The following is a 13,698-nucleotide window of genomic DNA, read 5'->3' as shown; positions in this document are numbered from 1 at the left end:
GCTTGCCAAAAAGCGGTCGATCGCGACCTCACCAAATCGGCCACAAACCGACGTCTGCACGAAGCATTGATTCGACATTGGAGTGGCCGCTCTTCCCCTGTTTTGGACCGACAGCGCCAGTCCGTTTAGGTCCGCCACAGCACGCTCTAGAGTCGCCCCCCCGTTGGCGATTCAAAAAGCGCGCTACCTTCGCCGCTGTAAACCGGTGACCCTTGCAGTAACCCTCTAAACCGTTCGAGCGGCTGACCGATGCGCACTCCTTTATCAATCATGAACTCGCGGATCGTCATTTCGTGCGCGCCGGTGCGCTTTTTGATCATTGATATAGCTCGCCTCAGACGTCCGTCCGCCTCAAAGAAACGAAGCAAAAGGATCGCATCGGCGAGATAGGTCATATCGACCGGTGCATTGGTCTCGCCGATAAGACCGTGCTGCGCGAGAACGAGCACGGTTGCGATCCCGTGCTGATTAAGATAGAGAAGAAGCTCATGCATCTGCAAAAGCATGAAACGCTCTTCAGGCATCGCGTGCAAATATCCGCCGAGGCTGTCAAGAACAACCATTTTCGTATCATTTTCTTCCACTGCATCGCGAATCATTCCCGCAAGCTCGCCTGGGCTCAATTCGGCAGGATCGACCTGCTTCATCATGAGCCTGCCCGTCTCAAGGTAGGGTGCGAGATCCATTCCCAGGCCCGCACATCGTTTGAGAAGAACCCGTTCAGCCTCATCGAAATTGAAGAACGTCACCCGCTCTCCGCGCTGAAGGGCTGTCAGGGCGATACGCGCGGACAAAGTGGACTTGCCCGCGCCAGACGGGCCGAGCAATAGAAGGTTGGTGCCACGATCGATCCCGCCCCCCATCATCGTGTCGAGCCCGTCAATGCCGGAACCGATGAGTTCGCTTTCCGCGAAAATATGAGGATGGTCGGCCGCGACTAACCGTGGGTAGACCAGCAAGCCGCCTTGCTCAATCGCAAAGTCGTGATACCCGCCTTTAAATTTCACTCCGCGCATTTTCGAGACACGCAAGCGCCTGCGCTCAGGGCCAAATTCTTTTGTCATTTGCTGCAGACTGACAACGCCATGAGCCATGCTGTGAACACTCAAGCCGTTGACTTCGTAGTTGAGATCGTCAAGCAGTAAGGCCGTGCTGTTGTGTTCCAGAAACCCGCGCTTGAGCGCGACAAGTTGCCGTCGATATCGCAATGCGCCTTGGGTCAGCAGGCGTATCTCAGACAAACTGTCCAGAACGACACGAACAGGTTTGATCCGATCCAGTTCAGCCAAAATGGCCTGGAGGGTTTCGCCTTGCTCAAGCTCGGCGATATTGATGACACTCTGATGCTGACTGGAATCGTGACTTAACTCAGGTGGTGTAAATGCGAGAATGTTCAACTCGTCAAGGACCCATCCATGCGACTTCCCAACGGCGAACACCTCCCGTTTGGTTTCAGCCAGGGTGATATACAGCACGCTTTCGCCCCGTTTGATTCCCTCAAGAAGGAATTGCAGTGCCAAGGTTGTTTTACCGCTGCCTGGGGCGCCTTCCAGCAGATGAATCCGATTTGCAGGAAACCCGCCAGACAGGACGTCATCAAGACCCGGTACGCCCGAAGGAACTGGCGTCGCATCGTTTTCGTCAAAGGTTTCGCTTAGCGATTTTGTGTTCAAGTTCGTGTGCTCCAGGTCCGAGAAGCACCACTCGGGTCGAATCGATGCTTGTGTATCGCGCGAGACGATCTGTCAGATTTGCACCAACACAGTCCGGTAAAGTGACAGAGCCGATCACATTATGCTCGTCGCCTGAGACGCCCCACCAATTTTGATCACTCATTGGTGCCCCCGGAAGTACGTGCTTCCAATAGACTCGGCTGTCTTGAGCAAGAAATCCCAAGTTTTAGCGGAGAGTGCACGAATGCGGTTTCAATATAAAAGATGGATTATTGATGCGACACCGGACATCTTCGAAGGGAAGTTCCAAGCACGTGCGCGGGTTGCGCCGGGGAATTTGGCTGACGACATACAGCCTGATCTCATCGACGAGACGGACCTAGGCTGTTTCGCCCGCGAAGCGCTCGCAGTCGAGCATGCCATTAACTGGGCGATTGCCTGGATCGACTCTTTGGAGGCACAACCGGTCGTTGGACGTTAAGTCAGCGCGACCTCTTGTAGATGGAGTCAGCCGTTGCAGGTACCGATATTGACCGCAGCATCACCTCACGGACGAAGAAATTTTCGGCTCGAGAGTTTCTGACAGCGCCTGCTCCGACGATTCTGGCGCACAAGGTTTCTCCAAGAGGTGGCATTTGATAGAGGCGGCTCAAGGCCCGAAGACGAATACCCACAGAAGAACGGCAAAGGTATTGCGCGGCTCGACAAATTTTTCCGCGATCGGGAAAGGCACGCTCCGCGCAGAGTGACGTCAAGCAACTCGACATCCAATCCACTCCCTCAGCCACAACCAAACTGGCGTCGCCGCCGGTTATCTCATACCCCACGCGTCAAGCTTGTCCCCAACGAACATTGAAGAGGCCTGTTTCGCCTCGCAATGTTGAACGGAAAGTTGGACAAAAAAATAGCCCGCCGGAATGCGCGGGCCCTCAAACACACTGCCGGTATCTAGGGTTAACCAGTTGCCGGGATCGCACACCATACGTGCGCCAAATCGCCGGATCAAGCCCGCACACCGCGTTCAATCCTGTTTATGCGAATCGCATATTACTAACCATTACAACGTTGCAATATCCTTGGTTGAAACGTTCCCGGTAGAGTGTCCAGGCCGGACTGACCTTTGCGGACGCTCCACAGCCCTCCTATCAATGTCGTGGGGGCAGCCCACATCCTTAAGCGACTTTCTTTGCAGTCAAGGCTTTGATCGCCCTGGATGCCATAGAATAGATCTATGCTGCAGCTTCCGTTCCGGTGAAATTCCCGACTGGCACCGTGCCCGGCAATTCTTAACCACCTTGAGGAGTTGCAATGGACAACCGTATCGCTATCGCCGGTACGCTGATGGATGCCTATCACGTTTGCGCGTTTTTCGACAGCCGCGAACAGGAATATGAGGCTCTCCTTCCCTACTATCGGCAGGCAGTGGAAGCTGGAGAAAAAAATTTCCACATCGTCGATCCGGCTCTTGCCGATGACCATCGGGCGAGGCTGGAGGCCTCTGGTATCGATACCCACGAATGCGAGGCGTGCGGCCAGCTGGAAGTAGTCACCTGGCCGGAGGCGTATCTCGACGACGAGGGCAAGTTTGACAAGAAACGCATGCTGGACATGGTCGATCGGCTCACAGGGTCTGGACGGGACGCGGGCTTCACCCGTCTTCGCATCATGGGAAACATGGATTGGGCCTTCGAAGACCTCTCGACCGCGCCCGATCTGATCGAATACGAAGCAGAGGTGAACGAGATTATCGAGCGTAACCGTCAGCCCGCCGTGTGCGTCTACGATATGGCCAAACTCTCTGGCGCCATGCTCATGGACGTCTTGCGTACGCATCCGCTTACGCTCATCAATGGTGTCGTGCAGGAAAACCCCTTCTTTATCCCGCCCTCGGAGATGCTGAAGGAGCTCGAGTCTCGCAGAATGCGGGCAGCCGCATAACGCCGTAGTGGATGATGCAAGTATGGCAAGACGGGCCAAATGAGCGGCGATCGATATGGCGATCAGAGCCCGGAAAGCGCGCTAAGAGACCTGATGGGCCTGCTCGCGCTGCCGGCGCTTTGGCCTGGACGTGACGGTACGGCCATTGTCGGGCTGATGGCACAGGCGATCGAGCGGATCGTTCCTCTGGACATCTGCTACGTCGACGTTCCACTACTACCCGACACGCCCCCGCTCGTACAGCTGCGAGTGCGCGGCACGCAGGTCGGCGGGGACGACCTGACCGGCTGGCAGGAAGCTATCAAGGGATGGCATCACATTCCGATTGGGACACGCGTCAGTCTGAACGACACCCCGCTCGGGCAGACAAGAATGCTACGGCTGAGCATGGGTTTCAGCTCAGGGCACGGCAGCATCTGGTTTGGCGCGCTGGCGCCGTCCTTCCCGACTGTCAATCAGGTTGCCTTTCTGCGGGCCGCCACCTCCCAGGCGGCCACCGGAATCCTCGCCGCGCGGGCGGCGCACGAGCGCGAAGAGGCAAACAGATCGAAAGACGAGTTTCTCGCGATGCTCGGCCACGAACTGCGCAATCCGCTGGCGCCCATCTCGACCGCTTTGGGTCTGATCCGGCGCGAGAACGGCAACACGGCCGACAAGTATCACCAGATTCTCGAGCGGCAGGTTGCCCATCTTTCCCGTCTTGTCGAAGATCTGCTCGATGTCAGCCGGATCACCCGCGGAAAAATAGAGCTATCGCGCGAAAGCCTGCGAATCGGCTCGGTGATCACGCGGGCCGTCGAAGCGGCCAGTCCACTCGTCGAGCAGCGCCAGCAACGGCTGTCGGTCGCCATATCCGACGACGGCGCTCTGCTCTACGGAGACCTGACGCGCCTGACCCAGGCATTCAGTAATCTGCTGAACAATGCCGCCAAATACACCGACGTCGGCGGAGAAATCTGGGTCAATGCGCAAGCCAGTGATAACCAGATCGCCGTCACTGTTGCCGACAATGGCGCTGGCATCAGTGCCGAATTGATGCCAAAGCTGTTCAGGATTTTCGAGCAGGGACGAACCACGATCGACCGTTCGGAGGGAGGACTGGGCATTGGTCTGGCGCTCGTCCGCAATCTGGTCGAACTGCACGGAGGTACGGTTTCCGCCTCGAGTGACGGCCCGGGTAAAGGCTCGATGTTCACGGTGACGCTACCCCTTGCATCCGGTGAAGAGGTTGCGAGGACGCTTCATCAAGGGGGGCGGGTTCCCGAAATCCGATCGGATCGCCCGGGTACGCGGGTTCTTCTGGTCGACGACAATCTGGATGGCCTGCTTTCCATGGAAGCCTTCCTGGCAGACGTGGGATTCGATGTGGCGACGGCATTCGATCCGTTGCAGGCGCTGGATCTGGCAGCCCAGTTCCGGCCTGACATTGCAGTACTCGACATCGGCTTGCCCGGAATGGATGGGTATGAACTGGCTGTCGCGCTGCGAGGGCAATCGCAGCACGCGGCCCTTCGACTGTTCGCGTTAAGCGGCTACGGTCAGGCGGATGATGTGAAACGCTCGCGCGCGGCCGGCTTCGAGCGACATTTCGTGAAGCCAGTAGCTCTGATGGATCTGGTTGATGCGTTAAGCGGCAACGAGAAGCCAACCACGTAGTGGCTGATCAGGGGCCGTCTGCCGATTGCACGTACCGGAGACGTCGACAACGGGTAGGTGAAGGTCGCAACCAGCCGAACCCCGGCCGGGCAGAGGACGGGACAACCGAGCTACTGACAAGCAAGCGGCATCTACGCCCGTTTTATGACTGCTTTGATCACTACCATATCAACTGCTCACGACCGCCGGGTTGGAAACGGCCAACATCTGCGTGACAGTAAGCATGGAATGCGCAGGAGCGGCGAACATAAAGAGTTCTTCCCGCCGCGCCGTTTCGATACTGAAGCGGCCAGCCATCCACGCACGCAGACCTGCCTCGGACGTGATGACGATGTTGCTGCGCCTCATCTCATCGGTCGGCAAGAACTGTCAGTTCTCCATCGAGTAGACCGTGTCTTTTCGCATGCACACTGCGCATGCCATGCTGGTAATCCTGCGACGTGGTCTCGAGAATGTTGTGCATCGCCTCGACAAGTTGACGGGTCGTTTCCGCTTCCTCTCTAGGAATCTGTTCGAAGGTTGGATCAAACGGAAGCGCGTGGATGGCAGAAACGGAATTCATGTGGAGGCTCCATGTGGGGAATTCGTGGGTTGCACGCAGAATGCGCAACCGCCGTGCCTATCGGGCACGAGGTTCCCCTCCATGGCTTGACAGCAGGGCCGCCGGACGTCAGGCCGCGGGCTTCAGTACAACCTTCGTCCAACCCTCGGCACGTTCGTCGAAGTGTTTGTAACCGTCGGCAGCCTGTTCCAGCGGGAGTTCGTGCGAGATGATCTGTGAGGGCTTCGCTTTACCGGCTGCAATCAGATCGCGCAAACGACGGTTGTATGCCTTGACATTGGCCTGCCCCGTGGCGATCTTCTGGCCTTTCATCCACAACTGACCGAAATCAAGTGCAACCTGCCCTTTCTTGGCGAGCTCATCTTCGGCCTTCGGATCTTCCGCAACAAAAACGCCCACCACACCAATGCCGCCCGTCGGCCGAACTGCCTTGATCAGGTTATTCATCGTCGCATTCGGCACCTCGTGCCCCTTGCACGTACACTGATAACCGACGCATTCACAACCGCGATCTGCGCCTTCGCCGCCGGTCATTTCAAGGATTCGTTCAGCCGAATTGCCGTCTGTGTCATCCACGGCAATCGCACCGATTTTCTCAGCCAGCTTCAGGCGATCAGGATGCGTGTCGACGACCATGATCTTGCTGGCGCCCCTGATTTGCGCCGATAGCGCCGCCATCAGGCCAACCGGCCCCGCGCCATAAATCACAACGCTTTCACCGGGCAGAACACCGGCCAGTTCGGTCGCGTGATAACCGGTCGGAAAAATATCCGACAGCATCACATAGTCATTTTCTTTTTCTTCCGAATCGGGTGGCAGGACGAGGCAATTGAAGTCACCGAATGGAACGCGCAGATATTCCGCCTGCCCGCCACTATACGGTCCCATTCCGGCGAAGCCATACGCTGCGCCGGCCACGCCCGGATTTGCAGTGAGACAGAAGCCCGTAAGGCCACGCTCGCAGTTCTTGCAGAAGCCACAGCCGATATTAAAGGGCAGACAAACACGATCACCTACCTTGATCCGCTCGACGCCCTTACCGATCTCAGTGACAACGCCCAGATTTTCGTGACCGAGAATGCGGCCCGATTCCATATTCGTACGGCCTTCGTACATATGCAGGTCAGAGCCGCAGATGTTGGTGGTCGTGATCTTCACCAATACGTCATTAGGACGCTCGATTTTCGCGTCCGGCATTTCCTTGACGGTGACTTTACGGGGGCCTTCGTACACCAGTGCTTTCATGTTGATCTCCAGAGAACGGCGCTCGCCGTTGTGGCGACCGTCCCTGCAGTCGAGCAGCAGGCGTGCCCGAAAAATCTGGTCTAGCGTTGTTCAACTTCGGAGTCGCTTCGTCGAGCTATCTGGCAGTGGCAATCAGCGAGTTCACCTTGACCGGCGCGCTTTTGTCGTCGAACGGTGGCTGAGGGATAAAACCTTTGATTACGCCCGGACCAAATACGAGACAGCAAGTCGACCCTCCATACTGGAAAAATCCAAGTTCATCGCCCTTCTGTACCCGCACACCAGGCAATGCTTCGATGATGCAAGAGGAGACATCAGCCATGCCGACAAAAATACACGCTACCTTGCCAATCGAGCGATCATCACATTCGATGACGATGATTGCCCGTGCCGCCACGGCCGAGATGTAGCCTTGCGAGTCGTTGAGCCCACCCGGATCCTCACCTTCAGAATCGGCGTTCGAGTAATAGGTGCCATCGACGGCGTAAGCGTGACAAACAACGCCACTCACCGGAGCGTGCCAGCGATGATAATTAAAGGCGCTGAGAAAGGCCTGATAGACCGAACCGCCTGCAAAGGTGGCCGCCAGTTCATCGTGCTTCGCGGCAAAGATGTCCCGCAATGAATAAGGTTGTGATTTGATCCAGAACGTGTCGTCGAGTTTGACGTCGTGCTGGATGTTGTAAGGGGCGGCTTCGCACGCGCTCACGATCGCCTTCTTATTGCCCGGTTCATCGACAGGTCGCATGCCTTCGCGAAAGCGTCGTGTGAAAAAATCGTTCCACGACGCAAAGCCCCAGTAAGGTCGATCAGGCTCGCAAATGAATTGTGAAAGTCCGATCCGCTTGTCAGCCTCGGGGGAGAACCAGCCGTCGGGTGGCGAAGCGCTCAGATGTTCGCGCGAATGCGGACCACTCAGAAAACCGCACCAGCAGTTCAGCACGCGCTTGAGATGCGTGTTCAGCGCCGGATCGCGAAACAATGCATAGCCCGACGGCATGCACATTGGCCAGTCCAGCAACGCATTCAAGGGGCAATGAATCAGGCTAGTCTCACTGAACGGCGGCGCATACGTCATCAGATAGTCGATCACATCGATCAATTCTTCGATGCTGCTATAGCCCAGAACGTAACCTGCGTCACGTGCCTGTTCGATGGCCCGCGTCAGGTCCATTCGAAGCACCGGATCGCCGGTAATCAACGCCGCCAGATCGGCAACCGCACTGGAACACTTCGCGCTTGCGGCACGCTCGCGCGCTTTTTTCGTAATCTCTGTCCGGTATCGAGCGAGGTGTTGTTCATGGCTCGGGAGCCACTCACCAAGGCGACGTCGGTTTGCGTTGACAGCGATTTTTCCGGTTTCCATCCATCATCCTTTTCAGGTCCGGGCGAGCGAACCTTTGACAGGTTACGACCGTCCCTCACCTCATTTGGCGCGAACGGGAGCAAGACTATTGTCCGGCTCTTCGAAGCCCTGACGAATCCGGCCAACCGTATTAGCGAGCGCTTCGGCGACATTAGCGACTTCGTCCTGCATATCCTTGTCGCGATCGAGCGTGGCATGACTCGTCGCGTACGGCTCGTAATAACCGATAAACCGGTCGAGTCTGGATTTGGCGCCGGCTTCGATAAAGCCCATCCAGTTGAGCCAGTCCGTTAGCGCCCGGCGGGAACCTTCAATACCCGCGACGTCGCCATGAACCACCAGCCCATAAGCTCGCCCGGCAAGGTGCTTTGGATAATCCCAACCCGCCAGTTCGATGCGTTTGGCTTCGTCGGCTTTCTTGCCGTGCGTCGATGTCGGATCAGGATTGCCGCCGTCCGCGCACACCAGGCGGTCTATGAGCTGCTTCAGAGGACCTGTGACTTGATACCAGTAGACCGGGGTAACGAAAAGCACTCCATGGCACGCCGCAAAGCGCTCATAGATTTCGTTCATCCAGTCATTGACGAGGCCAAGCGAATGATTGGGATAGCAACTGCACGGCCAATGGCATAGTGGCATCGCTGTCGATACGCAGCCTTTGCACGGATGAATATGCAGATCGTGTTCGGAATTCAGACGTGAGAGGTCGAGAAAATCCACTTCAATGCCATGGCTCTCCAATCGTTGCTGCGCAAGCTTGCCGAGTCGAAAGCTCTTCGACATCTCTCCCGGGCATGTGAAATCGTTGCGTGATGACGCATTGACGATCAATACCCGTGAACGCGTCGATTTATCCTGCTGCTTTTTTTGCGCGGCCTTGATGCGTTCACTGGCCGTTCGCCACTCCACCGAAAGATCGTAGTCAGGATCTGCAAAGCCGAGACCCGCCTTGTCGGTCACGGGCGACTTTCGGGACTCGCAATACGCGTCCCATGCGATCGATTCGAGCCGCGACAGCGACGCATCTTCGACACGAAAAGCCGGGTCGTAGAAACGCCCCATAAAACGTTCACGAAACGCTTCGCGCGACATCTTTTCCGTGACCTGTCCCTTGCGAACTTCAATTGTCTGATAATTGTCAGGCTGTCTGGAATCGGTGTTCATGGCGCCTCGCGTTGTACATGGGTCATCCGGTCGATGAAAACAGGATGAGCAAATGACATACCCGTTCCATAGCGGATTGGCTCGCTCTTCCGCGACTTTTCAAACCTCGTCGGACGTGTCGCAGCGAGCAACGTGTCACCGCAGATGTGCGAATGCGGCCGTAAGGAACACGACTTGCGGGAGCGGTAGCACCTCGTCCTGGGCGTCTTTGGTTGCATCGTTAGCCCAAGACGCCACAGAGATTCCCCGATCTCGTGTATCGCATCAGGAGTTACTTATGTCTGAAACCCGCAATCAATTTGGCATGCAGGACCCCACCAAGCAATATCCTCAGCCGCCATTCGAGCGACAGCCGCAATCTGCGCCCGGCCTCGCGCAAAAAATGACGCCAAAGCCCAATCACGGCGAGACCAGTTACAAGGGATTTGGCCGGCTCGCTGGCCGGCGGGCGCTAATCACTGGCGCCGATAGCGGAATTGGGCGGGCAGTTGCGATTGCGTTCGCCCGCGAAGGGGCAGATGTCGCGCTGAACTATCTTCCGAGCGAGGAAGCAGACGCACGCGAGGTAGTCGGTTTTGTCGAGGAAGCGGGCCAAAAAGCAATCGCCATCCCCGGCGATATCAGCGACGAGGCCTTTTGCCGCCAGCTTGTGGATCAGTCGGTCAAACAGCTAGGCGGCCTTGATATTCTGGTGAATGTGGCGGGTAAGCAGGTATTTGTCGAAAATATCGCGGATCTCACTACGCAGCAGTTGGAGGCGACCTTCCGCACCAATGTTTTCGCGATGTTCTGGCTGTGCAAGGCGGCTCTGCCGCACCTACCGCCCGGCGCGACCATTATCAACACGACGTCGATCCAGAGTTATCAGCCAAGCCCCGGTCTGCTCGATTACGCCTCCACCAAAGCAGCCATCACGGCCTTCACGCATGGACTCGCAAAACAGGTGATCGGCAAGGGCATTCGTGTCAACGCGGTCGCACCTGGTCCGGTATGGACGCCTCTTCAGCCGAGCGGCGGACAGCCCCAGGAAAAAGTTGAGGAATTCGGCTCGGAGGCACCGATGAAGCGTCCCGGACAGCCCGCGGAACTCGCACCAATTTACGTGCTGTTAGCGTCGCAGGAGTCGAGTTTCGTAACGGGCGAAGTGTATGGCGTGACGGGCGGTAACCATCTGCCTTGATGGAGCTTGAGCGACTGCCGCTGGCCGAAACCGGGCCGCCGCCTCAGTCTTTTTATTTTGCCGTGGTAACGGGGGGTTATCGCGCCCCGTTCGGTTCGTGCAGGCCGCGGCGGCGGCCCTTTATCCAACGTCGGCATCTAAAAAAATTTACCGTTTCAATTATCTCAGTTTGATGCGACTTCGCCGAGTTGTGCTGAGGCAACCATGAGCTGAGAGTCAGCAATATCTGCCGCTCGCCATAAAGAGAAGATCGAATCTTCTGTTCAATGTTTATTAGCGACGCCGGAACGGTCGCTTCTGGCGACGGCCAACTCAAGGATCGCGCCCCATAAGGGCGCCGGTGCGTTCGGTTAGCTCTGCCAGCGTGGCTTTCACAGAAAGCGAACATTCTGCGTTGAAGCGACACAACGACCGAACTGCGCTTTTTTGAGTGAGAGTGAGAATGAATAATTCGAGAAAGTCGTTGCTTCGAAACTATCTGCCGGCGAAGTAATACACCCGATCCCTACCGATGTTTCGATGACAGAAAACGCACGCGCCGATCAATTCCGAGCGAACCGGGCCTAAATTATCGAACGGGGATATTCACATACTTACCAGCCGAGCCATCACGCACCCATTACTTCTGATTTCCGCAGTCGCACCGGTATCGATTTCGACGCCGGCACGAGACTGTCCTTGGCGTGATGCGATAACGGGATGAGCCGGTTGCATTCGGGGTAATAGCCCATGACACAACCGGCCGGAATATCGAACGCATGCACGCGCATACCACCCACTTCGCGTATCACATCGTCTTTCGAATCGGTCACGGCAGACACTTCGTCGCCCTCCGCGAGATCGAGTCTCATCATGTCGTCGCGATGCATCAGCAAAACGTTACGCGTACCCAGCACGCCACGAAAGCGGTCGTCCAGCGAATAGACCGTGGTGTTGAACTGGCTGTCGCCACGCGTTGTCATCAGACGAAGCACGCCGGGACCGCTAGATGGCATATCGGCGTCTTCATCGAGCGTATCGGGCACCACAAAATTTGCTTTGCCATTAGGCGTTTTCCATTTGCGTTCAGCGGCCGGTATCGGTCGATGAAAACCGCCGGGTTCGCAAAAGCGCCGATTGAAGTCAGCGAACTGATCGGGATAGGTCCGCTCGATCGCTTCGCGGATCGTCGCATAATCGGCGACCCACGAATCCCAGTCGACCTTTGGGTTGCGCGGCAACAGCGCCTTGGCAATACCGGCCACGATGGCCGGCTCCGACAAAAGGATTTTGCTGGCCGGGTCTGCATAGCCGTGTGAACCGTGGACGCACGCCGTGCTGTCCTCGACGCTCACCCATTGTTCGCCACTCGCCTGCTGATCAATCTCGATGCGCCCGAGGCACGGCAGCAGATAAGCGACTTCGCCATGCAGCAGATGACTGCGATTGAGTTTCGTCGCAATCTGCACGGTCAGCCTCAGCGAGCGCCACGCCGCATCCATCACATGGTGATCCGGAATCGCCACCTGGAAATTCCCACCGAGCCCGATGAACGCTTTGACCTTCCCGTCCAGCACACCCTGGCAGGCTTCTACGGTACTCATACCTTTGTGGCGCGGCGGCTCGAAACCATACAGCTTTTTCAACGTATCGAGCGGCGCCAGTTCCGGCTTTTCCGTGATGCCGACCGTGCGCTGACCTTGCACGTTCGAGTGCCCGCGTATCGGGCAGATACCTGCACCAGGCCGGCCGATATTGCCGCGCAACAGCAGCAGATTGGACAGCATCTGAACGTTGTGCACGCCATTGCGATGCTGTGTGATTCCCATCCCGTAGAGCACCATGACCGACTTCGCGCGGGCGTATTCCGAGGCGGCCGCAGTGAGTGCGTCACGCGTCAATTGCGAGCGAGACTCGATCTCGACCCAAGTAGTTGCACGCATTGCCGCAGCGAATGCTTCGAAGCCTTCCGTGTGTTCGGCAATGAACGCCGCGTCGAGCACGCGAGGCGCTCCATCTCGTTGTGCCGCGTCATCCCATTCGATCAACAGTTTGCACAGACCTGCCACGGCCGCTGCATCGCCGCCAATGCGCACTTGATGATATTGCGTACTGATGTGCGTCTGCGCCGGCGTCAGCATGTCGAGCGGCGATTGAGGATTCGCAAAACTTACCAGCCCGCGCTCTTTAATCGGGTTAAACGTGATGATGTGTGCGCCCCGCTTGCGTGCATCCTGCAATTGATGCAGCATCCGCGGCGCATTGGTGCCGGTGTTGTGGCCAAAGAAAAACATGCAGTCGGTGTGTTCAAAGTCGGCGAGCGTGACCGTGCCAACAGGTGAACCGATGGTCTTGGGCAAAGCAACGGACGTGCTTTCATGACACATGTTGGAACTGTCCGGCAAATTGTTCGTGCCATACATGCGAGCGAGAAGTTGATACAGGTACGAGGTTTCGAGCGACGCCCGTCCGGATGCATAGAACACGGCTTCATCGGGTTCGATTGCACGCAACTCTTTTGCGATGTCGGCGAACGCGTATTCCCATGTTGTTTCCACGTAGTGATCGGTGGCGGGGTCCCAGCGCATCGGCGCGGTCAGCCGTCCCGACGATTCGAGTTCCAGGCCGCTCCACGCTTCGAGTTCGGACAGTGTGTGCTGCGCGAAGAAATCAGGATCGATATGTTTGCTCGTGATCTCCCATGCGGTCGCCTTCGCACCGTTCTCGCAGAATTCGAACAAATGCGGGTCAGCCGGTTTGGCCCACGAACAGCTCACGCAGGCGAAGCCGTCAGGTTTGTTCTGGTGAGAAAGAATCGCGCTGCCATGCAGCGCGACGTGCTCCTGAATCAGAATCGTGGCAACCGCTTTCAACGAGCCCCACCCACCGGCCGCGTTTTTATATTCCTTGATTGTGCTGTCCGTGCTCATGCCGT

The 13,698-nt window shown here is 57.1% G+C and carries 11 protein-coding genes; 4 read left to right on the top strand and 7 right to left on the bottom strand.

From position 1 onward, the window contains the following. Positions 1-146 precede the first annotated feature (146 nt). Positions 147-1,673, bottom strand: coding sequence for a DUF7125 family protein (locus tag BLS41_RS34135; RefSeq protein ID WP_074772341.1), 1,527 nt, complete (start codon positions 1,671-1,673; stop codon positions 147-149). Positions 1,674-1,878: 205 nt separating this feature from the next. Between BLS41_RS34135 and BLS41_RS34130 the strand changes: the two genes are divergently transcribed. From BLS41_RS34130 to BLS41_RS34120, 3 genes are all read left to right on the top strand, one after another. Beyond that, a complete protein-coding gene (locus BLS41_RS34130) occupies positions 1,879-2,154 on the top strand; it encodes a hypothetical protein (RefSeq protein WP_143026458.1) in 276 nt (91 codons plus the stop codon). An 827-nt stretch (positions 2,155-2,981) separates the two neighbouring features. Next, positions 2,982-3,611: an MEDS domain-containing protein gene (locus BLS41_RS34125; protein WP_083380222.1), complete on the top strand. Its 630-nt coding sequence runs from the start codon at positions 2,982-2,984 to the stop codon at positions 3,609-3,611. A gap of 39 nt (positions 3,612-3,650) precedes the next feature. After that, on the top strand, positions 3,651-5,267 hold the full coding sequence (locus BLS41_RS34120) for a hybrid sensor histidine kinase/response regulator (RefSeq protein ID WP_083380221.1): 1,617 nt from the start codon (positions 3,651-3,653) through the stop codon (positions 5,265-5,267). 168 nt (positions 5,268-5,435) lie between these two features. On the opposite strand, the gene BLS41_RS34115 is transcribed toward BLS41_RS34120, so the two are convergent. From BLS41_RS34115 to BLS41_RS34095, 5 genes are all read right to left on the bottom strand, one after another. Beyond that, a complete protein-coding gene (locus BLS41_RS34115; protein ID WP_143026457.1) occupies positions 5,436-5,630 on the bottom strand; it encodes a hypothetical protein in 195 nt (64 codons plus the stop codon). Further along, positions 5,617-5,829, bottom strand: coding sequence for a hypothetical protein (locus tag BLS41_RS34110; RefSeq protein WP_074772333.1), 213 nt, complete (start codon positions 5,827-5,829; stop codon positions 5,617-5,619). The genes BLS41_RS34115 and BLS41_RS34110 overlap by 14 nt, the downstream gene beginning before the upstream one ends. Before the next feature lie 108 nt (positions 5,830-5,937). Further along, positions 5,938-7,074 carry a glutathione-independent formaldehyde dehydrogenase gene (locus BLS41_RS34105; protein ID WP_074772331.1) on the bottom strand — a complete coding sequence of 379 codons (1,137 nt, stop codon included), beginning with the start codon at positions 7,072-7,074 and terminating at the stop codon, positions 5,938-5,940. 115 nt (positions 7,075-7,189) lie between these two features. Next, positions 7,190-8,440 (bottom strand): phosphatidylserine decarboxylase family protein, encoded by a 1,251-nt coding sequence (locus BLS41_RS34100; protein WP_074772329.1) that lies wholly within the window; start codon positions 8,438-8,440, stop codon positions 7,190-7,192. Positions 8,441-8,500: 60 nt separating this feature from the next. Further along, a complete protein-coding gene (locus BLS41_RS34095) occupies positions 8,501-9,532 on the bottom strand; it encodes a flavodoxin family protein (protein WP_074773434.1) in 1,032 nt (343 codons plus the stop codon). Positions 9,533-9,881: 349 nt separating this feature from the next. Here BLS41_RS34095 and BLS41_RS34090 point away from each other — a divergent pair, with 349 nt between their 5' ends. Further along, positions 9,882-10,784: an SDR family oxidoreductase gene (locus BLS41_RS34090; protein ID WP_074772327.1), complete on the top strand. Its 903-nt coding sequence runs from the start codon at positions 9,882-9,884 to the stop codon at positions 10,782-10,784. A gap of 608 nt (positions 10,785-11,392) precedes the next feature. On the opposite strand, the gene BLS41_RS34085 is transcribed toward BLS41_RS34090, so the two are convergent. Then, entirely contained in the window at positions 11,393-13,693 is a 2,301-nt protein-coding gene (locus BLS41_RS34085) for an FdhF/YdeP family oxidoreductase (RefSeq protein WP_074772325.1), read from the bottom strand. Between the last annotated feature and the right edge of the window lie 5 nt (positions 13,694-13,698).

It is taken from the genome of Paraburkholderia fungorum, from assembly GCF_900099835.1.
Lineage (GTDB): Bacteria > Pseudomonadota > Gammaproteobacteria > Burkholderiales > Burkholderiaceae > Paraburkholderia > Paraburkholderia fungorum_A.
This window is presented reverse-complemented; position numbering and strand designations above follow the sequence as displayed.